The following is a 24,998-nucleotide window of genomic DNA, read 5'->3' as shown; positions in this document are numbered from 1 at the left end:
CCTGCCTATGGTGGGGCACGCCCGGTCCGGCTATGGTCGGCGGTCCGATGAGACGAAGCTACGTACTGGTCGCCCTCGCCGTCACCACCCTGGTGGCGCTGGCGTTCGTCATCCCCCTGGCCCTGCTCGTGCACAGCGCCGTGCAGGACCGTGCCATGCGCGAGGCCGAACGCCAGGCCCTCGGCCTGTCCGCCGTCGTGGTCGTCGCCACCGACCGTGAGCTGGTCCTCACCTCGATCATGAGCACCCGGGCCGGTCAGCGCGGCGAACTCGCCGCCCACCTGCCCGCCCTCGGCACCGTCGGGGTCAGCCGGGCCGGCGACGGCGCGGTCGCCCAGGTCCGGCAGCGGGAGACCGCCGGCACGATCGGCATCGACGGCGGCCGCGTCTACCTGCGCCCGGTCGCCCTGCCGCAGGGCCTGATCGCCGTCATCGAGGTCTTCGTCCCCGAGACGTCCCTGCGCGCCGGCGTCGGCACCGCCGTCTTGGTGCTGCTGGTCGAGGCGATCGTCCTGGTCGGGCTCTGCATGTTCCTCGCCGACCGGCTGGCGGCCCGCGTGGTGCGCGCCACCCGCGATCTGGCACGCACCGCCACCAGCCTCGGGGGAGGTCAACTCCATGCCCGGGTACGCCCCAGCGGCCCCCGCGAGATCGAGGAGGTGGGGTCGGCCCTGAACCTGCTCGCCGACCGGTTCCTGGAGCTGCTCGCCAAGGAGCGGGCGCTGGCGGCGAACCTGTCGCACCGCCTGCGGGTGCCGCTCACCGCCCTGCGCCTCAACGCCGAGGGACTGCCCGCCGGCGACGACCGCGACCGCCAGCTGCGTGTCGTCGACCGCCTCGAACACGAGATCAGCGCTGTGATCAGCGAAGCCGGCCGTCCGCTGGCGGCCCGGCCCCGCCTGCACTGCGATCTGGGGGCGGTGGTCGCCGACCGTACCGAATTCTGGGGCGCCCTCGCCGAGGATCAGGGCCGTCCCTGGCAGGCCGATCCGCCGCCGGACGGGATCACCGTGCCGGCCGCCTGGTCGCGGGTCACCGAGGCCCTGGACGTGCTGCTCGGCAACGTCTTCCACCACACCGCCGAGGACGCCGCCTGCCGGGTCCGCGTGGTCCGCGAGGCGGAGTCGGCCACCGTGATCGTCGACGACGCCGGGCCCGGATTCGCCGACCCGGAGGCCGCTCTGGCCCGCGGCGCGAGCGGTGCCGACTCCACCGGCCTGGGCCTGGACATCGCCCAGCGCCTGGCCGCCGACACCGGCGGCTCCTTCACCGTGACCCGCAACGAGTGGGGCGGGGCGCGGGTCGGTCTCACCCTGGGCATCGTCTCCGGCGACACCGCCGCGGCCGTGCCGTCACGACGCCGGTGGTGGCGCACCCTCGGAGGCGCGCACGCCCAGCCGTGAAATTCGGAAGCATTCACAGTGCTCAATTTCACTGTTAGCTTCACGGGACGTGGTTGCGTGACCACCCAGAGTCGGGAGGTTCCCTTGCGCACAACCGTTCGACGCAGCATCGCGGCTACCGCCGCCGCCGTCCTCGCCACCCTCGGGCTGTCCACCGGCGCCCAGGCCGCCCCGCCCGAAGCCGACATCCTCACGGTGCCGGGCGCCGAAGTCGTGAAGGACAGCTACATCGTCGTCCTCAAGTCCGGCACGATCGCCCGTACCGTGGCCGCCGAGCACCAGACGACGCCGCTCCGGACGTACTCCAAGGTCTTCAACGGTTTCTCGGCGACGATGACGGCGCGCAAGGCGCGGCAGGTCGCCGCCGACCCGGACGTCGCGTTCGTGCAGCCCAACGTGATCCACCGGATCTCCGACACGCAGAACAACCCGCCGTCCTACGGCCTGGACCGCATCGACCAGCGCAACCGGCCGGTGAACGCCGCCTACACCTACAACACGACGGCGTCGAATGTGCGCGCCTACATCATCGACACCGGCGTCCGCACCTCCCACCAGGACTTCGGCGGCCGGGCGAGCAGCGGATTCGACGCGATCGACGGCGGTACGGCCGACGACTGCAACGGCCACGGCACGCACGTCGCCGGAACCGTCGGCGGCGGTGCCTACGGTGTCGCCAAGGGTGTGCAACTCGTCGGCGTGCGGGTGCTCAACTGCGAGGGCAGCGGCACCACCGCCCAGGTGGTGGCCGGCATCGAATGGGTGACCGCGAACGCCGTCAAACCGGCGGTGGCCAACATGAGCCTCGGCGGGGGAGCCGACACCGCCCTGGACAACGCGGTCAGCGCGTCGATCACCTCCGGCGTCAGCTACTCGATCGCCGCCGGCAACGGGTTCCTCGGCCTGTTCGCCCTGGACGCCTGCACCCAGTCACCGGCCCGCGTCCCGGCCGCGATCACCGTGTCGGCGACCAACAGCAGCGACGCGAAGCCGTCCTGGGCCAATCGCGGCACCTGCGTGGACGTGTTCGCACCCGGCATCAGCATCCCGTCGACCTGGAACACCAACGACACCGCCACCAACACGATCAGCGGTACGTCGATGGCCACGCCGCACGTCGCCGGGGCGGCCGCCCTCTACCTGGCCACCCATCCGGCGGACACCCCCGCGCAGGTGCATGCGGCGATCGTCGGCAACGCCACCACCGGGGTGGTGACCAGTCCCGGCTCCGGCTCACCGAACCGGCTGCTCTACACGGCGGCCTTCTGACCGGCCCGCCGCACGACGGGCCCGGCGGCAGACTCCATCGCCGCCGGGCACCGCCGCGGGAATGTGCCCTCAGGACCGGTGCGCGGTGCCGTCCGGCTCTCCGGGGAAACTGATGCGATGATCAGATTCCGGTTCGAACTACGGGCGCTGGACGAGGTGGAGCCGTGGGGCGACCCGCCGAGTCTGCACTGGTTCGGACTCACCGACGGCTGGTACTGGATCGAGGGCGGCGGGCACGAGCTGCTGCGCCGGACCCGTTGCGACGATCCCCGGCCCTATGTCGACTACCAGGTGGTGCGGCTCTGGGAGGACGTCAACCTCCTCACGCCGTCGGTGCTGGAGCCGGTGCCCGACGATCTGGTCGCCTTCGTCGCGTCGGATGAAGATCAGTGGAAGGTCAACTGGTTGTCGTACGTGGGCGTACGGGAAGAAGGCGACGATCCGAACGCCCCGGACCATCCGGTGGTCGCGGCCGTTCTATGGCACGCGGAGCGCTCCCTGGACCTCGGCTACCTGCTGAACCCGCCTTACTTGCGGTTCTGGCGGACGATCCGTGGTGATCAGGACGAGGTGACCGTCGACTGGCGCCACGAGGACGACGGCCGGATCGGGTTCACCGCCGGCCCGGCGGTGCGATTCAGCGTTCCGACGGCCGAGTATCGCGACGCCGTGCAGACGCTCGACCGGCAGCTCATCACGGCCATGCGAGAGCGGGTCGAGGAGTTGGAGCGCCGCGGCGGGTTGCCCGGAGTCGACCTCGACCTCGCCGGGTTGCGGAAGGAGCAGCAGAACCGCGCGGGTTGGCTCCGCCATCACCTCGACCGGACCCCCGACACCGACTGGGCCGCCATCCGTCAGGGCGTCGCGACGTTGCTCGGTGGGTCGCGTTCGGGGCGGTGAGCGGCACCCCGAGGTGGCGTTCAGCGTTCGAGACCCCGGCCGGCGGGGTGGCCGCCGGCCGGGGCTGTCGGTGCCGGGTCAGTCGGCGGCCAGCGCGGCCACCGGGCTGACCCGGGCCGCGCGGCGGGCCGGCAGCAGGCCTGCCAGGACCGTGATCGTGGCCGTCACCAGCGCGATCGCGGCCAATCGCCCGGCCGGGAGGGTCATCGGCAGGTCCAGGCGCAGCGACTCCAGGGCCAGCCACGCCATCGGCACGCCCAGCAGGATGCCGAGCACCGCGCCGATCAGGCCGTACAGCCCTGCCTCCATGCCGATCATCAACCGCAGCCGGGCCCGGGTCAGGCCCAACGCACGGGCCAGGCCGAACTCCTGGGTGCGTTCCAGCACCGACAGGCCGGTCGTGGTGCCGACACCGACCGCCGCGATCAGCACGGTCAGGCCGAGCAGGCCGACCGCCGCCGCGAACAGTGACGACACCTCGCCGTCGGCCTTGTCGCGTGCGTCGGCCAGCACCGCCACCTCGGTCCCGGCCGGAGCGCCGGCACCGCGGAAGGCGGCCAGCGCCTCGTCCCGGCCGCCGGTGGCGATGTCGGCGAGCACCCCGGGCGACGCGCCACCGAGCGCATCCAGGTCGGCGGGTGTCAGGACCGCGCCCATCCGCAGCGGCCCGTCCCCGGTCAGGATCGCCACCACCTCGGCCCGCACCGTGCCGTCGGAGCGCAGCGTCACCACCTCACCAACACCGGCGCCCAGGTCGCTCGCCGCGGTCGCCGACAGGACGACCTTGCCCGGACCGAGCGCCGTGACCTGCCCGGCGGACGCCTCCAGGGTGCGCAGCATCGGCATCGCGGTCAGGTCGACCGCGATCGCGCCGTGCGAGAACCCGCCGTCGGTGGAGCTGAAGTCGGCCATCCGGAACGGTGTGACGTCCCGGAACCGCGAGTCGGCACGTAATCTCGCCACCACGTCGTCGAGCCCGCCCCGGCCCTCGGCGAACATGGCCAGGTCGGCGGGGGTACGGGAGGCCATCGTCCGGTCGGTCCACAGTTGCAGGCTGGAGATGCCCACGACCGTTCCGGCCAGCATCGTCACGCCGAGCGCGACCACCACCGACACCGCCGCCGCCCGCCGGGGCGTGCCGCCGATGCCGCTGACCGCGAGCCGCCCGGCGGGACCGAACCGCCGCAGCGGCCACCCGGCCACCGCGAGGATCGGGCGGATCAGCACCGGGCCGAGCAGGATGAGCGCACCGAACCCGAACGCGCCGGTCCCGACGAGGTAGAGCAGCGCCTCGGAGGAACCCATGCTGCGCACGGTCAGCCAGGCGATGCCGCCGGTCACCGCCACCAGCAGCAGGCCGCCCACCAGCCGCGGCACGGTGATGCCGCGTTCGGCGGCCAGGGTGCTCGCGCTGCGCAGCGCCTGCAACGGCGACACCCCGGCCGCCGCGAAGGCGGGGGCGAGCACGGCCCCGGCGGTCAGCAGCCCGGCGCCGAGCACCACGGCCACCGCGGCGCCCACCGGCACACCGGGCGCGGACACGGTGCGCCCGAACATCGCGGCCAGGGCCGGCGCGGCGAACCCGGCGGCCTGGGCGAGCAGCACCCCGACGGTGCCGGTGACCAGGCCGACCACCGCACCCTCGACGGCCAGGGCGACCACCAGCTGGTTGCGCTGGGCACCGATCGCGCGCAGCAGCGCCAGCTGCCGCATCCGCTGCGCGAACACGATCCGGAACGTGGAGGTGGCCACCAGCGCGGCGGCCACGACGGCGATCGCGACGAACATCGCCACCAGGGCGAACAGCTGATCGAACTGCTGCACCGCGGCGCGTGCCTCGCGGACCCGCATGCTGTCGCCGGTCGTGACGCTGACGTAGGCGGTCGGATCGCGCAGCAGCCGCTCGGACATCCCGTTGATCATCGCCGGGATGTCGGCGCCGGGCCCGGCCAGCACGTCGACCCGGGGGAAGCCGGGCTCGCCGCTGAGCGCGGCGACCATCTGATCCGGTGCCCAGGCGCGTTCGGCCGAGTCCCGCGGCCCGTCGACGATCCCGGTCACGGTGACCGTCACCGGCTTGCCGGCGCGGTTGGGGGTGTTGAGCCGCAGCGTGCCGCCGACGGTCACGCCGAGCCGTCCGGCGGCCCGCCGGTCCACCGCGATCTGCCGGGCCGCCGCCGGGTAGGCGCCGGAGACCAGGGTGATCCGGGACAGGGGACCGGTGCCCGGGTCGGCGAGCAGGTCGAGGTCGCTGCCGGCAGACGCGTCGCCGACCGTGAACGTCGCGGTCACCCGGCCCGCCACCTCGGCCACCCCGGCGGTGGTACGGATCGCGGCGACCTGCTCCGGGTCGAGCGGTGCACCGCCGGTGGTGTACGCGACGACGCTGACCGCCTCGGGTGTCGCACTGAACGTGTCCAGGGTGGTCCGGCTGACGATCGCGTACGCCAGCACCGTCCCGAACACCACGAACGCCGCCACCAGCACCGACAACCCGGTCATCAGCAGCCGCCCCGGCCGGCGCAGCACCCCGCTGAGCTGGGTGCGCAACACGATCGCGGTCATCGGGTGGTGTCCTCGACGATGCGGCCGTCGGCGAGCACGAGCACGCGGTCGGCGTACCCGGCGGCGTTCGGGTCGTGGGTGACCATGACGACGGTCTGGCCGAGCCGGTGCACCGAGTCGCGCAGGAAACCGAGGACCTCGGTCCCGGACCGGGAGTCGAGGTTGCCGGTCGGCTCGTCGGCGAAGATCACGTCGGGGCGGGTGCTCAGTGCCCGGGCCAGGGCGACGCGCTGCTGCTGGCCGCCGGACAGCTCGGACGGGCGATGCCCGAGCCGGTCGCCGATGCCGAGGACGTCGATGACGTGGTCGAACAGGTCCTGATCGACGGCCCGGCCGGCCAGTTCGGCGGGCAGGGTGATGTTCTGCCGGGCGGTCAGGGCCGGGAGCAGGTTGAACGCCTGGAACACGAAGCCGATCCGGTCGCGGCGTACCCCGGTCAGTGCCCGGTCGGTCAGGCCGGTCAGCTCGGTGTCGCCGATCGTGACGGTGCCGCTGGTGACGGTGTCCAGCCCGGCCAGACAGTGCATGAAGGTGGACTTGCCGGAGCCGGACGCGCCCATGATCGCGGTGAACCGGCCGCGGTCGAACGTGGCCGACACCCCGTCGAGTGCGCGGACCGCGCCGGGGCCGGTCCCGTAGATCTTGACCAGGTCGGTGGCGGTGACGGCGGACATCAGAAGACGATCTTCGGTACGCGCAGGTCGACGCCGCTGTCCTCGCAGTGCCCGATGGCCAGCTCGGTGATCTCGTCGAGCGTACCCGGGTCCGGTCGCGACGGGTCGCCGGTGGCCCGGATCCGGGACCAGTACACGTACCGGGCGACCTCGGTGCTGATCCCGTCGTTCTCCATCTGGGTGTAGCGGACCTGCCGGATCTGCTGCTCCCACTGTTCGGCCTGGGCGGCGTCGGTGGGCGGGGTCTGCGCCTTGTCGATCAGCTGCTGGGCCAGGGCGCAGTCGGCGGCCGACGCGGCGGTGGGCCCGAACCGTTTGTCCCACAGGTAGTTCACGCCGAACGCGACACCGGCCAGGATGATCGCGGTCAGGATTCCGAAGGTGATGTGCTTGCTGTTCACGACACTGATTCTTCGGTGTGGGGCGGGTCCGGCGCATTGCCGCCAGGGCAGATCACGGGCGCCGCCGTGTACGACTCAGGTCTTACACACCCGGTTTGACCAGGCCGATCTCGTAGGCGAACACGACGGCCTGGACCCGGTCACGGAGTCCCAGTTTAGTCAGGATCCGCCCGAAATGCGTCTTGACGGTGCCTTCGGCGACGAACAGCCGGGCGGCGATCTCGGTGTTCGACAGCCCGGCCGCGACCAGCTCCAGGACCTCACGCTCCCGGTCGGTGAGTGCGGCCAGCCGTTCGTCGGCCCGGCCGGGCAGGGTGAGCTGGCCGGCGAACCGGTCCAGCAGCGCCCGGGTGATCCGTGGTGCGACCACCGACTCGCCCGCCGCGACCACCCGGATCGCCGCGAGCAGCTGCTCCGGCGGTGCGTTCTTGAGCAGGAAGCCACTCGCGCCGGCCTGGAGTGCGGCGAACGCGTCCTCGTCGGTGTCGAAGGTGGTCAGCACCAGCACGCGCGGGCCGTCCGGGCCGGCACAGATCCGCCGGGTCGCCTCCACGCCGTCCATCACCGGCATCCGGATGTCCATCACCACCACGTCCGCCGGCGTGCGGGCCAGCAGTGCGACAGCCTCGGCACCGTCGCCGGCCTCACCGACCACCTCCATGTCGGGCTGCGCCGACAGCACCATGACGAACCCGGCCCGGACCAGTGCCTGATCGTCGACCAGCAGGACCCGAATGCTCACCGTGCCTCCTTCAGCGGGATGGTGGCCCGCACCCGCCAGCCGCCGTCCGGACCGGGACCGGCCGTGATGTCGCCGCCGTGCACCGCCACCCGCTCGCGCATCCCGAGCAGGCCGTTGCCGCCTCCGGTGCCGGCCGTCGCCGGCCGCTGCCCGCCGCCGTCGTCGGCGACCTCCAGCACCGCCCGCCCCCGCTCGACAGCGAGCGTGACCAGGACCTTCGCTCCGGTCCCGGCGTGCCGCAGCGTGTTGGTCAGCGACTCCTGCACGATCCGGAACACGGTCAGTTCATCGGCCGCCGCCAGCCGCCCGATCTCGCCGTCGATGCGCACGTCGACGCCGAGGCCGGCGGTCCGGGCCCGTTCCACGAGCGCGTCGAAGCGGGCGAGCCCGTGGCGCCGCCGGTCCTGCGGGTCGTCGTCGCCGGCGTCGCGCAGCACGGCGACGATCCGGTGCATGTCGTCCAGCGCCTCGCGGCCGGTGGCGGCGACCGTGCGCATCGCCTCTCTGGCCTGGCCGGTGTCGGTGTCGACCACGTACGTCGCGCCGTCGGCCTGGGCGATCATCACGGCCAGGCTGTGTGCCACCACGTCGTGCAGCTCGCGGGCGATGAAGGCGCGCTCGTCGGCGGCCGCGAGCCGGGCGAGATGATCCCGCTCCCGTTCGGCGGTCGCCGTCCGCTCCCGGTTGGTCCGGAACACGTAGCCGAACAGCCACAACGCGCCGCAGGCGGCGAGCGCGGCGGTCTGCTCGGCCAGGTACGGGTAGTGCAGCAGCGACCCGGACCACTCCTGCCGGGCCTGGAGCAGCGCGGACACCGCCACACCGAGCACGATAATAGCCCCGGATCCGAAGACTGCCGCCCGGGACCGGGAGTGGACCACCACCGCGGTCATCGCCACGGGCAGCGCCACGTCGTACGCCGCCGGAACCGCCGCCGCGACCGCCGTCTGCACCAGCGCGAGAACCGTGACCACCGCGAACACCCGGACCGGTGCGAAGCGCCGGGCGATCAGCGCGACCGCCATGGCGACACCGATCAGCACGTCCCACCAGGAGGCGTCGCGGTACTGCACGGCGATGGTGGCGACCGTCGTCGCGATGATCAGATCCCACAGCACGCGCAGCTGAGGGATCCACTGACCGGGCATCGGACCACCATAGACTCACACGTGCGTCCAGTGGTCCAGGGTGGCCCGCAGCTTGTCCGGGTCGATCGGTTTGGCCAGGAAGTCGTCCATGCCGGCCTGGAGCGCCCGCCGCCGGTCCTCGGCCAGGACGCCGGCGGTCATCGCGATGATCGGGGTGTGCCGGCCGGGGTCCTCGTTGGCGCGTAGCTGTTCGGTGGCCTGGTAACCGTCGAGGCGCGGCATCTGGCAGTCCATCAGGATGGCCACGTAGTCGCCGGTGGCGGCCAGTTCGACGGCCTCGGCGCCGTTGGCGGCGATGTCGGTGTCGTAGCCGAGCCCGGCCAGGGTGTCGACCGCGACCAGCTGGTTGATCTCGTTGTCCTCGGCGAGCAGGATCCGCCCGCGCCCGCCCGCCGGCGCGGGTGCCGGCCGGTCCGGGTCCTCGTGGGCGGTGGCGACCGGCCCGAACCGGGACATCAGATAGTCGAAGAGCACCGACGGGCCGATCGGCTTGGCCAGCACGTCGACGCCGGTGTGATCGGTGAGCCGGTGTTCGGCGGACGGGTCACGGCTCAGCAGCACACAGTACGGGCGCGGCTCGATCTCCGGCTGAGCGCCCATCACGGTGATCAGCTCGACGCCGTCCAGCCGGGTCAGGTGGTGATCGATGACGGCGATGTCGTGCGGCTCGCCGCGGCGGCACGCCAGGCCCAGCTGGTCGAGCGCGACGGGGGCGCTGTCGGCGACGGTGACCCGCATGCCCCAGGCCTGGACGTGCTCGCTCAGGAAGCTGCGGCTCGTCGGGTTGGAGTCGGCGATCAGCAACCGGCGACCGGCCAGACTCCGGTGCCGCCGGTGCGGATCCGCTGCCGTCGGCACGGTCCCGAGCGTCAGCGTGAAGTGGAACCGGCTGCCGTGGCCGGGCCGGCTGTCGACCTGGAGGGTGCCGCCCATCAGCTCGACGAGTTGCCGGCTGATGGTCAGGCCCAGGCCGGTGCCGCCGAACTCGCGGCTGTTGGTGTCGTCGGCCTGGGTGAACGGCTCGAACATCCGGGAGATCTGGCCGGCGTCGATGCCGATGCCGGTGTCGGACACGCTGAAGTCGTAGCTGCGCCGGCCGTCGTCGTCCGGGCCGCCCGGGTCGACCCGGATCACGACCTCGCCCCGGTGGGTGAACTTGACCGCGTTGCCGATCAGGTTCAGGAGCACCTGCCGCAGCCGGCCCTCGTCGCCGTGGACCGTGGCCGGCAGGTCGGGCGGGTAGTAGCCGACGATCTCGATGGCCTTGTCCCGGGCCGCGGCGGCCCCCGCGTGGGCGACCTGTTCGAGCAGGTCACCGAGGTCGAAGTCCTGCTCGATGAGGGTGACCTTGCCGGCCTCGATCTTGGAGAAGTCCAGGATGTCGTTGATGATCGCCAACAGCGCCTGTGCCGAGGCGCGGATCGACTCGCCGTACCGGCGCTGCACCGGCTGCAACGGGGTGTCCAGCAGCAGTTTGGTCAGCCCGATCACCCCGTTCATCGGGGTCCGGATCTCGTGACTGACCATGGCCACGAACTGCGACTTGGCCGCCGCCGCGGCCAGCGCCTCGTCCCGTGCGGCGGCCAGCGCCTGCTCGGTGCGCTGCCGTTCGGAGACGTCGCGGATCGCCGCCGACACCAGCAGCCCCTCCTCGGTGTCGAGCGGGGCGATGGTGATCTCGACCGGGAACTCGCTGCCGTCCCGGCGCAGCGCGCTGAGCTCCCGGCCGATCCCCATCCGGCGCGCGACCGGTTCCTCGAGGTAGTGGCTCATGTCCTCCGTGTGGCGAGCATGCAGCCGCGCCGGGATGAGGGTGTGCACCGGCCGGCCCACCAGGTCCGTGTCGGACCAGCCGAACAGCCGTTCGGTCTGGTCGTTGACCAGCCGGATGATCCCGTCGGCGCCGACGATCACCATGGCGTCCGGAGCGCTGAAGATCAGCTGCCGGAACCGCTGCTCGGCACGCTTGGCCTCGGTGACGTCCCGGGCCACGGCGTAGATGCAGGCGCCGTCCTCGGCGGGGGTGGCGTTCCAGGCCAGCCAGCGGTAGCCGCCGTCGCGGGTGCGGTAGCGGTTCTCGAACGAGACCGTCGGCATCAGCCCGTCGGTCAGGGTGATGTTCTGGGCCACGGTGCGATCGACGTCGTCGGGGTGGATGAACTCCAGATATGGCCGGCTGGTCAGCTCCTCGGTGGTCCAGCCGAGCACCTCGGTCCAGGTCGGGTTGATCCGGGTGAACACCCCGTCGCGGGACGCCATGCACATCAGGTCGCGCGACAGGGTGAAGAAGTGGTCGAGCTCCTCGGCCATCTGCCGGCGCTGGGCCTGTTCCCGGTCCCGTTCGGTGAGATCGCGGTAGGTGACGATGAGGATGCTGACGTGTCCTTCGGAGGCGATCGGGTGGATGCTCGCCAGCACCGGCAGGTCGGTGCCGTCCCGATGCCGCAGGTTCGCGCCGAAGTCCGTGCTGCGGCCCGATTCCAGTACGTGCTTCAGTTGCCGGGCGCAGTTGTCCGAGCCCTCGGGCGGCCACCACGGGTACGGCGGCCGCGAGCCGACGGCCTCGTCGGCGGAGAAGCCGGTGATCCGCGTCCAGCGCTCGTTGACCCGTACCACCGTCCCGTCCGGGGTGACGGCCATCACCCCCTCGATCAGTGCGGTCAGCACGGTGTCGCTGAAGTCGTGCTGTTCGCGCAGCTCGGCGATGAGCCGCAGTCGTCCGGCGTCGGCGTCGTTGAGCATGTGCCCGGCCCGGAGCAGCACCAGGTAGAGGGTCAGCAGCAGCACGCTGACGACGATGTTCGCGACCACCCCCTCCAGGTCGATGTTGTTGCGTTTCATCACCGCCAGCGACAGGCCGAGCAGGATCACGACCGCGGCCACCGCCGGCGCGAGCCGCCGTACGGTCCGGCTGCCGAGGCGTCTGCTGCCGAAGATCTGCACCGCCAGCGTGCCGGGACGGCTGATGGTCACGGCCAGGGCCAGCAGCAGCAGCGCCGCCTGGGTGCCCGGCGGAGTGATCCGCGCGGGGGTGTCCCAGTAGAGGGCGGCCAGCCCGAGCAGGGCGGCGAGCGCGGCGACCCCCATGACCAGTGCCGCGGCGGCGGCCAGCAGTTGCGCCAGGAGGTGACCGCGGCGCCGGCCGTGGTCCAGCAGCAGCAGCGCCAGGCCGATCAGCAGGAACGCGACCGGCGACCGCATCGGTGGCCGGCCCGTCCCGGCCGCGGCGAGATTGTCCACCAGCGTGTAGGTGGCCCTGCCCACCACGAACACCGCGAGCAGGCGGACGGCCCACTGCTGCCGGGCTCCGGCGCGCACCGGTCCGGCGAGCAGCAGGGCGATGCCCGCGGCGCACGTCATCTCCGCGCTGGCCCGCGACATCAGCGGGTCGCCCGGCAGCAGCTGGGACAGCTCCGGGCTCAGCAGGTTGTCGACCAGGCCCAGCACACCGAGCAGCAGCGCGGACGTCGTCGCGGCGCGCCACAGTCGAGCGCGGCGCGTCAGCCTGCTCAAAGAAACCGTCACGCCACCAGCGTCACCAATAAAATGCGAGGACAAGACGTGTTCACGGAACTATGCGCAGGGAAGCCAGCATGGGTGAGGTATCCGTCGTGATAGCCGATCCCGGCGATCCGTTCGCCGGCGACGCCCTGTCACGGCTGGGGCACGAGTTGCGTGGCCCGCTCGCCGGCATCGTCGGCCTCACCCGGATCATGGGGCGCAAGGTGGCCGAGGGGTCCACCGACGCGGCCCAGCAGGCCCGGCAGCTCGACATGATCCACAGCAGTGCCGCCGAGCTGCTCACCACCGTCGAACGGATCGTCACCCTGGCCCGGACCGGCGGCACCGGCCGGAGCCCGGAGCCGGTGGACTGCCGCGAGGTCTGCCGGCAGGCCATCACCGCGACGGCTGCCGCCGCCGGTCACCACCACCGGGAGGTACGGCTGGAGGCCCCGCCGGCACCGGTGACCGGGCTGGCGAACCGCGACGACATCCGCGACGCGGTGACCGAGCTGCTCGACAACGCCATCAAGTACACCGACGGCCCGTGCGTGCGTGTCACCGTCCGCGCCGACGGGCCGGCCATCGAGATCAGCGACGACGGCCCCGGCCTGGCCGCCGGTGAGCGTGAGCAGGTGTTCCTGCCGTTCGAGCGCGGTCAGGCCGCCCGTGAGCGGGACGTCAGCGGAGCCGGGCTCGGCCTGCCCCTCGCCGTCCGGCACGCCCGCCGGTGCGGGGCCGGGCTCGACGTCCGTACCGGCAGTGGCGGCACGACCTGCACGCTCACCCTGGCCGCGCTGACCCCCGGCCTGAAGGAGACCTGATGGCCACCGTCCTGATCGTCGACGACCGCGCCACCAACCGCGAGGTCGCGCGGATCACCCTCGACGACGGCGGCCACCACGTCATCGAGGCGACCGCCGGTGCGGAGGCTCTCGCCCTGGCCCGCAGCGAGCATCCGGACATCGTGCTCGCCGACGTGGTGATGCCCGGGATGGACGGCTACGAGTTCGTCCACCGGCTGCGTGCCGACGTGGACACCGCCGACATCCCGGTGCTGCTCTACACCGCCAGCTTCCGGCCCGACGAGGCCGCGCCGCTCGCCGCCGCGTACGGCGTCACCCAGGTCATCTCCAAGTCCGCCGACCCCGGCGACCTGCTCGTCGCGATCGATCAGGCCCTGCACAGCGAGCCGGGCACCGCCACCGCCACCACCGCCACCGCCGCCGGCTCCGGTTCCGGCGATCACCTGCGGGCCGTCAACGCGAAACTCGTCGAGAAGGCGCTGGCCCTGGACGAGAGCGAGGCCCGGTTCGCCGCCCTCGCCGACGTGTCACCGGTCGGCATCGTCTCCGGCCCGTACGGGCTGCACGCCACCTACACCAATCCGCGGCTCAGTGACATCACCGGCCTGTCCCACGCCGACCTGCACGGCGACGGCTGGCTGCGCTGCCTCACCGACAGCGACCGCGACGAACTGACCGGCATCGGGCTGCCCGGTGGCCAGGCCGGTTACTACGGCGAGATCCGGCTGGGCCCCGATCATCACCGCTGGCTGCACACCACCGTACGCCGCATCGACGACGGCGAGACCGATCCGGCCGGTTTCGTCGCCACCGTCGACGACGTCACCTCGGTCGTCGAGGCCGAGCAGCGCCGCCACGCCGAGGAGCGGCGCCGCATCGCCGAGCGTTTCGACAGCCTCGCCCGGCTGTCCGGGGCGGTCGCCCACGACTTCAACAACATGCTCAACATCGTCCTGTCGTTCACCGAGTTCACCGCCGACGCCGTGCGCGACGCCACCGGCGGGCCACTGACCGGCGACGACGCCGCGGCGATGCTCGCCGACCTGGAGCGGATCAGCACCGCCGGCCGCCGCGCCGCCTACCTGGCCCATCAACTGCTCACCTTCGGCGGGCGCGAGGTCGTCACCCTGACCGTGCTGGACCCCAACGCCGTCGTCACCGGGGTGGCCGGCATGCTCGGCTCGCTCGGGCCGCAGATCACCGTGGTCACCGACCTCCAGCCGGGTGCCCGCAACGTGACGGCCGACGGCGCCCGGCTCACCCAGGTGCTGCTCAACCTGGCCACCAACGCCCGCGACGCGATGCCCGACGGGGGAGTCCTCACTCTGACCAGCCGCGACACCGGCCGGGACGGATACGTGCACCTGACCCTCTCCGACACCGGCCACGGGATGACCGCCGATGTGCTCGACCGTGCGGTGGAGCCGTTCTTCAGCACCAAACCCAAGGCGCAGGGCACCGGCCTGGGGCTGGCCACCGCCTACGGCATCGTCCGGCAGTCCGGCGGCGACCTGATCCTCGAGTCCGAACCCGGGCGCGGCACCACCGTCCACCTCTATCTGCCGGCCACCGACGAGCCGGTCGCCCCCGTCGCGGCCCCGACCGCCGGGCCGGCCGGTACCGGCCACACCGTCCTGATCGCCGACGACGAGGACGGCGTCCGCGAGGCCGCCCGCCGCATCCTGGCCAGAGCGGGCTACACGGTGCTGACCGCCGCCGACGGCCGGCAGGCTCTCGAGATCGCCCGCCGGCACCCGGAGCGGATCGACGCGGTGCTGTCCGACGTGGTGATGCCGCACCTGAACGGGCCGGAACTCGCCGCCGTGCTGCGCGCCGAGTTCCCGGCCGTCCCGGTGCTCTACATGTCCGGCTACGCCGATCCGCTCATGTCCGAGCAGGGCCTGCTCGACCCGTCGGTCACCGTGGTCGGCAAACCGTTCACCGCCGAGCAGCTGCTGACCGCCCTGCACACGGTCCTGACCGTCGCCGTCAGGCGGTGAGGGCGGCCGCCGCCTCCCGGTAGATGACGCTCGGGTCCTCCGACAGCCACACCTTGACCTGCTTGCTCCACGCGTCGGCGAGCATCTCGGTACGGTCGGCCTCGATGCCGTCGAGCGCCGCCCCCACGATGACCTCGGGCGCGGTCTTGTCGCCGGTGTACCAGGCCATCATGTCGGTGTCGGCGGCGCCCAGATGCAGCCCCGTCACCAGGGTCTTCTGGGCGGCCAGCTCCAGGCGGGCACTGTTGGTCAGCGCCCACTCGGCCGCCTTCGCCGCGTGATAGGCACCGGCCCCGTCGACGGCGAGCCACGAGATCGCCGACAGCACGTTGAGGATCGCCCCACCGGCCAGCTGCGGCGCGAACGCCCGGATCACGCCGAGCGTGCCGTAGAAGTGGGTGTCCATCTCGCTGCGGATGGTGGCCAGGTCACCGGTGATCAGGTTGGCGCCGGTCGAGATGCCGGCGTTGTTGACGAGGATGTCGACGTCCGGGGCGGCCTCGGCGGCGGCCGCGATCGACGCGCTGTCGGTGATGTCGAGCCGGACCGGGATCACCCCCGGCACGTCGATGAGCTCGGGCCGGCGGGCGGTGGCGTACACCTTGGCGGCGCCACGGTCGGCGAGCGAGCGTACGAACTGTCGGCCGAGGCCCCGGTTTGCGCCGGTGACCAGGACGTTTGCTCCGTTGATCTGCATGCCGACTACGCTAGGACCTGACGTTGACGTCAGAGGCAAGTTCTATGGTGGGGGTCACGATGCCGCAAAGCACGATGCCGGAAACCACGATGCGGATCGGTGAGCTGGCGACGAGGTCCGGGGTGAGTGTCCGGGCTCTGCGCTACTACGAGGAGCAGGGCCTGCTCACCGCGGAGCGCAGCGACTCGGGTCAGCGGCACTATCCGGAGCGGGCCGTCGACCGGGTGCAGCTCATCCAGATGCTCTACGGCGCCGGCCTGTCCAGCCGGACCATCCTCGAGTTGCTGCCCTGTGTCGACGCCGGGGTCAACACACCGGAGTCGCGGGCCCGGCTCGCCGCCGAGCGCAAGCGTATCGACGAGCAGATCGCCGGCCTGATCAGGACCCGCGATCGGCTCGACGCGGTGATCGCGGTGTCGGAGAACCCGGCGAACGGTTGCACCCTGATCCACGACTGAGAAACGGTCAACCCCGCGCCGAACCGGCCGATAGGAGTCGAGGAGCAGCGGTCGGACGGCCGTGCCGTGGGACCGGGGGCGATCATGGCGAACGACAACGACCGGCGCAGGGTCGGTCAGGGCAGCAGTACCGCCGCCGACGCGGTGGCCGCGGCCCGGGAGTGCGTGAGCGCCGCGCTCGCCGGCCGGACACCCGAGCCGGCCGACCTGCTGATCGTGCACGTGACGGTCGAATACGAGCCACTGCGGTTCTTCGAGGCGGTCGCCGAGAGCGCGGCGCCCGCCCAGGTCGTCGGCTGCACGGCCTTCGCCGGGTTCACCGGGGCCGCGAACGTGACCGCCGGGGCCGTCGCGCTCTACGTGCCCGCCGCTGAACTGACCTTCGGCATCGCCACCGCCGACTCGGTCAGCGCCGACCTGCGCGGCGCCGCCCGGCGCGTCACCGAGCTGGCCCGCGAGCGTGCCGGAGGCGACGGCGAGAACTCGGTGCTGATGATGCTCTCCGACGGGCTGGCCGGCGATCAGCGGGAAGTGGTCCGGGGCAGCTATGCGGTCACCGGGTCGACCGTCCCGCTGGTCGGCGGAGCGGCGTCCGAGGACCTCTCGATGGGGGCCACCTACCAGTTCGCCGACGGCAAACTGATGTCCAACAGCCTCATCGCGATCTGGATCAATTCGCCGCACCCGCTCGGCATCGGCGTCGCGCACGGCTGGCATCCGATGGGTGATCCGGTGACGGTGACCCGCGCGGAGGCCAACATCATCCACGAGCTGGACGGGCGCCCGGCCGTGGACGTCTACCTCGAACAGCGCGGCGGGGACGTGCAGGCCGGCGAACCCGGCGACGCCACCGGCCCCACCTTCGCGCGGCTCACATTCGACCATCCGCTCGGTCTCGCCAACGCGGCCGGCGCCTTCGACGGACGGCACATCCTGGGCCGTACCCCGGAGGGCGCCCTGGTCATGTTCGGCCATGTCAGCGAGCAGTCCGTGGTGCAGGTGCTCTCCGGCAACCAGCGTGACCTGCTGGACGCCGCCGGATCGGCCGCCGCCACCGCCGTCCAGCGGCTCGGCGCCGAGCCCCGTGGGGCGCTCGTGTTCAGCTGCGCCGGGCGGGTCCCGCCTCTCGGTGACGCCCTGCCCGAGGAGGCCGTCGCCATCCGTGGACCTCTGGGCGAGGCGCCGTTCGCCGGGTTCTTCACCTACGGCGAGTTCGCGCGGGTCACCGGGTCGACCGGCTTCCACAACGCCACCGTCGTCGTCCTCACCTTCTGATCATGGGGGAGGCGACGACCACCACCGCGGAGGACGAGATCCGCCGGCTGCGTGCCGAGCTGGCCCAGTCCCGTGCGATCTCGGCCCGCGCCCTGGCCCGGGCCACCCGGCTGGCGCAGCTCGTCACCGCGCTCGGCAAGGTCACCGAGGTCGACGACGTGCTCGAGTGCGCGGTGTGTGACGTCGCGGAACTGTTCGACGCCGACATCGCGATCGTCCTCACCCCGGCCGGCGACGGCTCCGACGGGCTCCGGCTGGCCGCGCAGTGGGGCCTGGCCGCCCGGCACCTGCCGCCGGGCACGGTCGAACCACCCGCCGCCGCACGCCCGCTCACCGCGACCCGGCCGGTGACCGCCGCCCCGGTCGGCGAGGTGCCCGCGCCGGAGTGGCTGGCCGCCTCGGGACTCTCGCACCTCGCGTACGGGCTGCTGACCGTCCGCGGCGAGCACCTCGGGCACCTGCTGCTGGCCCGTACCGACGATCTGCCCTTCGACGACGCCGACATCCAGGAGCTGATCGCCGTCGTCAGCCGGATCTCCCTCGCCATCGACAACGGGCGGCTGTACCGGCGTACCCAGGATCAGCTGCACCGGCTCCAGCGCCTGAACACGGTGACCGCGGGACTGGCCGGCATGGTCGACGTGATCACCGCGGCCCGCAACATCGTCGACACGATGATCGAGCACGTGCCGGTGACCGGAGCGGCCGTCTATCTCACCGACACGTACGGCGAGGAACTGGCGGCGGGCGGCGGCGCCGACTGGCCCCGGATCCTCGGCGACGACCTGCCGGGCCTCCCGGCGGGCGCCCTCTCGCAGCCGCTGGGCACCCAGGAGCCGCGAGCCGGGCGCCTGCTGCTCACCGGTGTGCCCGCCGAGGGGACCGACGCGCGGTCGTTCCTCGACCATCTCGTCGACGTGGGCGGCCTGGTCCTGGAGAAGGCGCTGCTGTTCCAGCGGATCCGGATGCAGGCCGAGACCGACGTGCTCACCGGGATGCCCAACCGCGCCTATTTCATGGAGACCCTGGCGGCCTCACTGAGCCGGTGCCGGCAGGACGGCAGTGACGTGGCGGTCCTGTTCATCGACATGGACGGTTTCAAGGCGGTCAACGACACGTACGGCCACGACGCCGGCGACCAGCTGCTGATCATCGCGGCCCAGCGGTTGTCGGAGACGGCCGGCCTGCACGGGATAGCGGCCCGCCTCGGCGGCGACGAGTTCGTGATCGCCTGCACCGACACCACCGCGGCGGAGGCCGAAATGCTGGCCGCACACATCCAGGAGGCCGTCGACGCGCCGTACCGGCTGCGGCTGCCGACCGGCGAGGTGGAGGTCATCGCCGGGTGCAGCATCGGCCTGGGCCTGGCCGCGGACTACGGTTACGACGCGTCGGTGCTGCTGAGCACCGCCGACGCGTCCATGTACACGGCCAAGCAGCGGCGTCGCGCGGCCCGCCGGGCGTCAGCCGTCGGCGGCCTCGTCCGGGCAGTCCCACCACGGGCCGGCCTCGGTCACGACGATGACCTGGGTTGATCTGTCCGCCCCGCCGGGTGCCGTCACCGGCAGCGGAAGGTTCACGATGACGAACGACGCCGCGATCGAGAGCGCGGCGGCCACCATGGCGATCGAGTCCCTCGTCCGCATTGACGTCTCCCCTCACCAGGCAGCAACCATACACGCCATAGGCAAGCGCCTATGGGCTAATTTGTTCGGGTGAGTCTCCTTGAGGATGTGGGCGAGCGCGACGGCTGGCGCTGCTGGGTGTGCGACGAGCCGGTCGACCGTGGCATGTCGGTGAACGACCCGCGCGGCCCGTCGGTCGACAGCCGCACCGCCGACCGGAAGGCGAAGGTCGCCGAGCGGATCGCCCACCGCGCCTGCAACACCCGCAAGGGCGCGGTCAAGGTGGTCATCGCCTGGCCGGACCGGCTCAACGTGGTGGAGCCGGCGCCGCTGATCACCGTGGCCGAGCGCCTGGAGCGCAAGGGCGGCCGCGAGCTGGTGGGGCGCAGCCCGAGCCGGCGCGACGCGCAGGAGGCGGCGGACTGGCTGGTCGACCGTTTCTCCCGCCTGGTCCCCGGTCTCCCGGTGACCGCGACCGTCGACACCGGCGGAGGTCAGTTCCTGATCGCCCTGGCCACCGGCCGCCGCTGAGCCGGTCCGGCCCGACGGCGAAATGGGATCACTCTTGACCGGGTGCCCGGTGGACGGCATACGGTCAGGTAGTGGACCAACACCGGGCCGGCGGTTTCGTACAGCTTCTGAACCCTGAGGGTGACCACGTCGACAGCGTCACGGGTCCCGACGGGGTGACGTATGCGGTCGACTTCACCGACGACGAGTATCGCGGCCTGTATCAGGACATGGTGACCGTCCGCCGCCTCGACGCCGAGGGCGTGGCCCTGCAACGGCAGGGTGAGCTGGGCCTGTGGGCGAGCCTGCTGGGTCAGGAGGCGGCGCAGGTCGGGTCCGGGCGGGCGTTGCTGCCGCAGGACATGGCGTTCCCGACCTACCGCGAGCACGGGGTGCTCTACTGCCGCGGGATCGACCCGATCATGCCGTTCGGCCTGTTCCGCGGGGTGGACCAGGGCGGCTGGGATCCGAACGAGTTCAAGTTCAACCAGTACACGATCGTCATCGGTTCGCAGACGCTGCATGCCACCGGCTACGCCATGGGCGTGAACATGGAGGGCAGGACCGGTTCGGCGGACGGGGAGGCGGTGATCGCCTACTTCGGTGACGGCGCCTCCAGCCAGGGCGAGGTCAACGAGTCCTTCGTCTGGTCCGGGGTCTTCAACGCCCCGATCGTCTTCTTCTGCCAGAACAACCAGTACGCCATCTCGGCGTCGTCCGAGCGGCAGACCCGGGTGCCGCTCTACCGCCGCGCCGCCGGCTACGGCTTCCCCGGCATCCGCGTCGACGGCAACGACGTGCTGGCCAGTTACGCCGTCACCCGCGCCGCTCTGGACCACGCCCGGCACGGGCAGGGCCCGATGCTCATCGAGGCCTACACCTACCGGATGGGTGCACACACCAGCTCCGACGACCCGACCCGCTACCGGATCGCCAGCGAGGTCGAGGCGTGGCGGGCCAAGGACCCGATCAGCCGCCTCAGGGCCTTCCTCACCAAGCAGCGGATCGCCGGCGACGACTTCTTCGCGCAGGTCGAGGAGGACGCCAAGAAGGCCGCCCTCGACCTGCGCGAACGCGTACTGGCCATGCCCGATCCGCAGCCGGTCGAGCTGTTCGACCACGTCTACCCGACCGGCTCGCCGGATCTGGACGTCCAGCGGCAGCGGTTCAGTGACTACCGCGCGTCCTTCGACGACCAGCCGGACTGAGGTCGCAGGCGTCAGAGTTCTCAGGGCGGGGCGGTCGGCGCCGACATCAGTAGCCGATCAGGAAGACCGTCCCGCGGGCCGGCGAGAACGAAGACGTGCCGATCGAGGAGTTGCGCCGTGTCACTGCTGTCCGTTCCGCCCATGCCGGCATCGGCGAACGCCCTCGGCCCGGCCGGTCCCGATCACGACTCCCGGGCCGTCGAACGGCTCCTGTGGCTGGTCCGTTCGCACCTGGACGCCGAGGTGGCGTGGGTGTCGGCCTTCGCCGACGGGCAGCAGATCATCCACGCCGCGAGTGGCGAGGTCGCGGCGATGAACATCCCGGTCGGTGAAGGCACCGACCTGCAGGGGTCCTACTGCACCCGGGTCGTGGCGGGAACGCTGCCGCCGATCATCGCCGACGCACGCCGCCACCCGGTCACCCGGGATCTGCCGGTCACCCGTGAGCTGAGGATCGGGTCCTACATCGGTGTGCCGTGGCACGGACCGGGCGGTGCCGAGGCCGGCATGCTGTGCTGCGTCAGCCGCAACCCCGACCCGTCGTTGGACGGCGAGGCCGTACGGTTCATGACGCTCATCGCCGAGCTGATCAGCGACCATATGGGCTCACCCCTCGCCCAGCAGCGCCAGGCGGTCCACCACGCCACGCAGACGGTCAGGACCGTACTCGATCAGCGCGCGATCCAGATGGTCTTCCAGCCGGTCGTCAAGCTCGCCGACGGCGTCACCGTCGCCTACGAAGCCCTGGCCCGCTTCAACCCCGACATCTTCGCGAGCCCGGACCGGGCGTTCGCCGCTGCCACCCAGAGCGGTCTCGGCACCGATCTCGAACTGCTGGCGGTCCAGCGCGCACTCGAACGCCTGCCCGACCTGCCCGACGAGACGTGGCTCTGCGTGAACCTGTCCGCCGACGCCCTTCTCACCGCGGCGGCCTCCGACATCCTCCTCGCGCACGCCGGGAACCACCTCGTCATCGAGGTCACCGAACACACCCAGATCGACGACTACGCGAAGCTGCGTCACGCATTGAAAGACCTGCGCAGCGCCGGACTGAAGCTGAGCATCGACGATGCCGGGGCCGGATTCGCCAGCCTGAACCACATCCTGCAACTGCGACCCGACATCATCAAGCTGGACATCTCCCTGGTCCGCGACATCGACACCGACCCGGCGCGTGCCGCCCTGGCCAGGTCGCTGGTCAGCTTCGCGGCCGACACCGACGCCGAACTCATCGCCGAAGGCATCGAGACCGCCGCCGAACGGTCCCGGCTCGCCGAACTCGGCCTCGGTTACGGCCAGGGCTTCCACCTCGCCCGCCCGGCCGACCTACCCGGCCGATCCACTGCGGATCGGCCGGGGGTAGGGCCGGGTCGTCGACCGGGGCGACAGCGACGTCAGCGTGGGGACGTCCGTGGTCAGAACACCTAGACCGCCGCGACCGCGTCGGTGGTCACCGCCTCCAGCGCACTGTCGAGGATCTCCCGGACATCGGAGACGAGGTGTACGGTCAGCGCCTCGCGCACGTCGGCCGGGACCTCGTCGAGATCCGGCTCGTTGCGCCGCGGGATGTACACCTCGGTGAGCCCGGCCCGCTGGGCGGCGAGCAGCTTCTGCTTCACACCGCCGATCGGCAGCACCCGCCCGGTCAGCGACACCTCGCCGGTCATCCCGATCTCGGCCCGCACGTTGCGGCCCAGCAGCAGCGACACCAGCGCGGTCGTCATCGTGACGCCCGCCGACGGCCCGTCCTTGGGCACCGCCCCGGCCGGGACGTGCAGGTGGATCGGGTGGTCCAGCTGTTCCGGCGAGATGCCCAGCTCACCGGCGTGCGCCCGGACGTACGACAGGGCGATCTGCGCGGACTCCTTCATCACGTCGCCGAGCTGGCCGGTGACCGACAGGCCGCCGGTGTTGCCGGGCAGCAGCGACGCCTCGATGTAGAGCACGTCACCGCCCATGCCGGTGACGGCCAGTCCGGTGGCGACACCGGGCACCGCGGTCCGCTCACCGGACTCCGGCGTGAACCGGGGCCGTCCGATCAGGTCCTTCAGGTCGGCGGCGTCGACGGTGGCCGGCAGCGACTTCAGCGACACCTTGCGGAACGCCTTGGCCAGCAGGCGCTCGAATGAGCGTACGCCCGCCTCCCGGGTGTAGTTGGCGGCGATCTCGCGCAGGGCGTCCTCGGTGACGGTGACCTCGCCGGGTGCCAGGGCGGCACGTTCCAGCTGCCGCGGGATGAGGAAGTCCCGGGCGATGGCCACCTTGTCGTTCTCGGTGTAGCCGTCGATCGCGATCAGTTCCATCCGGTCGAACAGCGCCTGCGGGATGGTCTCCAGGACGTTGGCGGTCGCGATGAACAGCACGTCCGACAGGTCCAGGTCGAGGTCCAGGTAGTGGTCGCGGAACGTGTGGTTCTGCGCCGGGTCGAGCACTTCCAGCAGCGCGGCCGCCGGGTCGCCCCGGTAGTCGCTGCCCACCTTGTCGACCTCGTCGAGCAGCACCACCGGGTTCATCGAACCGGACTCGCGGATCGCCCGCACGATGCGTCCCGGCAGGGCGCCCACATAGGTGCGCCGGTGCCCGCGGATCTCCGCCTCGTCGCGGACGCCGCCGAGCGCGACCCGCACGAACTTTCGGCCCAGGGTCCGGGCGACCGACTCGCCGAGCGAGGTCTTGCCGACTCCGGGCGGGCCGGCCAGCAGGATCACCGCGCCGGAGCCGCGGCCGCCGACCGTCTCCAGGCCGCGTGACTCGCGGCGGGCACGGACGCCCAGGTATTCGACGATGCGTTCCTTGACCTCGTCCAGGCCGTGGTGGTCGGCGTCGAGGACGGCGCGGGCCGCCTCCGGGTCGGTGTTGTCGGTGGTGCGCACGCTCCACGGCAGGTCGAGGACGGTGTCCAGCCAGGTGCGGATCCAGCCGGCCTCCGGGTTCTGGTCGCCGGCCCGCTCCAGTTTGTCGGCCTCGCGCAGCGCGGCCTCGCGTACCGCCTCCGGCAGCTCGGCGGCCTCGATCCGCGCACGGTAGTCGTCCTTGTCGTCCGACTCGCCCTCGCCGAGTTCCTTGCGGATCGCCTTCAGCTGCTCGCGCAGCAGGTATTCGCGGTTGCGCTTCTCGACGTTCTCGCGGACGTCCTTCTCGATCGTCTCGTTGACCTCGGACTCGGCCAGGAAGTCGCGGGTCCACTCGATCAGCAGCCGCAGCCGGGCCTCGACGTCGGGGGTCTCGAGCAGTTCGCGCTTGCGGTCACCGGACAGGTACGGCGCCCAGCCGGCGGTGTCGGCCAGGTCGCCAGGGTCGTCGATGGCGCTGACCGAGTCGATGACCTGCCACGCCTCGCGCCGCTGGAGCACCGAGACGACCAGCTTCTTGTACTCGGCGGCCAGCTCACGGGCCTGGTCGGACACCGGTCCGGCGAGGACCGGTTCGGCCTCCACCCACAGTGCCGCGCCGGGCCCGGTCACGCCGCTGCCGATCTTGGCGCGCGGCCCGGTGCGCAGCACGGCGGCGGGGGAGCCGCCCCGGATCTTGCCGACCTGCTCGACGCTCGCCACCACACCGTAGGACGCGTAGCGCCCCTCGATCCGTGGGGCGATCAGCAGCTCGGAGGCCGCCGAGGTGACGGCGGCGTCGACGGCGGCCTGCGCGGCCTCGTCGAGCTGCACCGGCACGACCATGCCCGGAAGCAGGACGATGTCGTCGAGGAAGAGCACGGGGAGTCGCTTGCTCACGGTTACCTCCGGGAAGTTGAGTACGGCAGGCTCAACCGTGGCGGGATTCCGCTTCTTCCGGCGTTCACTGTCGGCGAACAGCGCG

Annotated in this window: 20 protein-coding genes; 11 read left to right on the top strand and 9 right to left on the bottom strand. The window is 71.9% G+C overall.

The window, feature by feature from the left end:
- Window positions 1-47 precede the first annotated feature (47 nt).
- The 3 genes from BC793_RS35900 (at window position 48) to BC793_RS35890 (ending at window position 3,572) form a co-directional block, all read left to right on the top strand.
- Window positions 48-1,403, top strand: coding sequence for a sensor histidine kinase (locus BC793_RS35900; protein WP_146246605.1), 1,356 nt, complete (start codon window positions 48-50; stop codon window positions 1,401-1,403).
- Between the two features lie 84 nt (window positions 1,404-1,487).
- Entirely contained in the window at window positions 1,488-2,672 is a 1,185-nt protein-coding gene (locus tag BC793_RS35895; protein WP_239170452.1) for a S8 family peptidase, read from the top strand.
- 117 nt (window positions 2,673-2,789) lie between these two features.
- Window positions 2,790-3,572, top strand: coding sequence for a DUF5984 family protein (locus tag BC793_RS35890; RefSeq protein ID WP_109600738.1), 783 nt, complete (start codon window positions 2,790-2,792; stop codon window positions 3,570-3,572).
- Between the two features lie 78 nt (window positions 3,573-3,650).
- On the opposite strand, the gene BC793_RS35885 is transcribed toward BC793_RS35890, so the two are convergent.
- From BC793_RS35885 to BC793_RS35860, 6 genes are all read right to left on the bottom strand, one after another.
- Window positions 3,651-6,137 carry an FtsX-like permease family protein gene (locus BC793_RS35885; RefSeq protein ID WP_109600736.1) on the bottom strand — a complete coding sequence of 829 codons (2,487 nt, stop codon included), beginning with the start codon at window positions 6,135-6,137 and terminating at the stop codon, window positions 3,651-3,653.
- Window positions 6,134-6,811, bottom strand: a complete 678-nt coding sequence (locus tag BC793_RS35880; protein ID WP_109600734.1) for an ABC transporter ATP-binding protein — start codon at window positions 6,809-6,811, stop codon at window positions 6,134-6,136. Before BC793_RS35880 ends, BC793_RS35885 begins: the two co-directional genes overlap by 4 nt.
- The gene (locus tag BC793_RS35875) at window positions 6,811-7,212 is read right to left on the bottom strand and encodes a hypothetical protein (RefSeq protein ID WP_109600732.1); all 402 of its coding nucleotides are present in this window, start codon (window positions 7,210-7,212) and stop codon (window positions 6,811-6,813) included. Before BC793_RS35875 ends, BC793_RS35880 begins: the two co-directional genes overlap by 1 nt.
- 82 nt (window positions 7,213-7,294) lie before the next feature.
- A complete protein-coding gene (locus BC793_RS35870; protein ID WP_109600730.1) occupies window positions 7,295-7,954 on the bottom strand; it encodes a response regulator in 660 nt (219 codons plus the stop codon).
- Window positions 7,951-9,102, bottom strand: coding sequence for a sensor histidine kinase (locus BC793_RS35865; RefSeq protein WP_109600728.1), 1,152 nt, complete (start codon window positions 9,100-9,102; stop codon window positions 7,951-7,953). Before BC793_RS35865 ends, BC793_RS35870 begins: the two co-directional genes overlap by 4 nt.
- 15 nt (window positions 9,103-9,117) lie before the next feature.
- Window positions 9,118-12,627: a PAS domain-containing hybrid sensor histidine kinase/response regulator gene (locus BC793_RS35860; RefSeq protein WP_146246604.1), complete on the bottom strand. Its 3,510-nt coding sequence runs from the start codon at window positions 12,625-12,627 to the stop codon at window positions 9,118-9,120.
- A 68-nt stretch (window positions 12,628-12,695) separates the two neighbouring features.
- On the opposite strand from BC793_RS35860, the gene BC793_RS35855 reads away from it, so the two are divergent.
- Both BC793_RS35855 and BC793_RS35850 read left to right on the top strand, forming a co-directional pair.
- Window positions 12,696-13,427 (top strand): sensor histidine kinase, encoded by a 732-nt coding sequence (locus tag BC793_RS35855; protein WP_158319479.1) that lies wholly within the window; start codon window positions 12,696-12,698, stop codon window positions 13,425-13,427.
- Window positions 13,427-15,409 carry a hybrid sensor histidine kinase/response regulator gene (locus BC793_RS35850; RefSeq protein WP_109600722.1) on the top strand — a complete coding sequence of 661 codons (1,983 nt, stop codon included), beginning with the start codon at window positions 13,427-13,429 and terminating at the stop codon, window positions 15,407-15,409. Before BC793_RS35855 ends, BC793_RS35850 begins: the two co-directional genes overlap by 1 nt.
- Here BC793_RS35850 and BC793_RS35845 read toward each other — a convergent pair.
- On the bottom strand, window positions 15,399-16,106 hold the full coding sequence (locus tag BC793_RS35845; RefSeq protein ID WP_109600720.1) for an SDR family oxidoreductase: 708 nt from the start codon (window positions 16,104-16,106) through the stop codon (window positions 15,399-15,401). The two genes, BC793_RS35850 and BC793_RS35845, sit on opposite strands and share 11 nt — an antisense overlap.
- An 89-nt stretch (window positions 16,107-16,195) precedes the next feature.
- Between BC793_RS35845 and BC793_RS35840 the strand changes: the two genes are divergently transcribed.
- The 3 genes from BC793_RS35840 to BC793_RS35830 all read left to right on the top strand — a co-directional run bounded on the left by BC793_RS35840 (window position 16,196) and on the right by BC793_RS35830 (window position 19,374).
- The gene (locus BC793_RS35840; RefSeq protein WP_109600824.1) at window positions 16,196-16,564 is read left to right on the top strand and encodes a MerR family transcriptional regulator; all 369 of its coding nucleotides are present in this window, start codon (window positions 16,196-16,198) and stop codon (window positions 16,562-16,564) included.
- 84 nt (window positions 16,565-16,648) lie between these two features.
- On the top strand, window positions 16,649-17,839 hold the full coding sequence (locus BC793_RS35835; RefSeq protein ID WP_146246603.1) for an FIST signal transduction protein: 1,191 nt from the start codon (window positions 16,649-16,651) through the stop codon (window positions 17,837-17,839).
- A gap of 2 nt (window positions 17,840-17,841) precedes the next feature.
- Window positions 17,842-19,374 carry a GGDEF domain-containing protein gene (locus tag BC793_RS35830; protein WP_109600716.1) on the top strand — a complete coding sequence of 511 codons (1,533 nt, stop codon included), beginning with the start codon at window positions 17,842-17,844 and terminating at the stop codon, window positions 19,372-19,374.
- Here BC793_RS35830 and BC793_RS49150 read toward each other — a convergent pair.
- On the bottom strand, window positions 19,303-19,485 hold the full coding sequence (locus BC793_RS49150) for a hypothetical protein (protein ID WP_146246602.1): 183 nt from the start codon (window positions 19,483-19,485) through the stop codon (window positions 19,303-19,305). The two genes, BC793_RS35830 and BC793_RS49150, sit on opposite strands and share 72 nt — an antisense overlap.
- A gap of 69 nt (window positions 19,486-19,554) precedes the next feature.
- On the opposite strand from BC793_RS49150, the gene BC793_RS35825 reads away from it, so the two are divergent.
- The 3 genes from BC793_RS35825 to BC793_RS35815 all read left to right on the top strand — a co-directional run bounded on the left by BC793_RS35825 (window position 19,555) and on the right by BC793_RS35815 (window position 22,610).
- The gene (locus tag BC793_RS35825) at window positions 19,555-19,995 is read left to right on the top strand and encodes a hypothetical protein (protein WP_109600714.1); all 441 of its coding nucleotides are present in this window, start codon (window positions 19,555-19,557) and stop codon (window positions 19,993-19,995) included.
- A gap of 71 nt (window positions 19,996-20,066) precedes the next feature.
- Complete coding sequence (gene pdhA, locus BC793_RS35820; protein ID WP_109600712.1) at window positions 20,067-21,182, top strand: pyruvate dehydrogenase (acetyl-transferring) E1 component subunit alpha; 1,116 nt, start codon at window positions 20,067-20,069, stop codon at window positions 21,180-21,182.
- A 117-nt stretch (window positions 21,183-21,299) separates the two neighbouring features.
- Window positions 21,300-22,610 (top strand): sensor domain-containing phosphodiesterase, encoded by a 1,311-nt coding sequence (locus tag BC793_RS35815; protein ID WP_239170453.1) that lies wholly within the window; start codon window positions 21,300-21,302, stop codon window positions 22,608-22,610.
- On the opposite strand, the gene lon is transcribed toward BC793_RS35815, so the two are convergent.
- The gene (lon, locus tag BC793_RS35810; protein ID WP_109600710.1) at window positions 22,607-24,913 is read right to left on the bottom strand and encodes an endopeptidase La; all 2,307 of its coding nucleotides are present in this window, start codon (window positions 24,911-24,913) and stop codon (window positions 22,607-22,609) included. The two genes, BC793_RS35815 and lon, sit on opposite strands and share 4 nt — an antisense overlap.
- Between the last annotated feature and the right edge of the window lie 85 nt (window positions 24,914-24,998).

Source organism: Actinoplanes xinjiangensis (assembly GCF_003148685.1).
Lineage (GTDB): Bacteria > Actinomycetota > Actinomycetes > Mycobacteriales > Micromonosporaceae > Actinoplanes > Actinoplanes xinjiangensis.
Note: the sequence above shows the minus strand (reverse complement) of the source record. Positions and strands in the feature narration are given on the sequence as shown.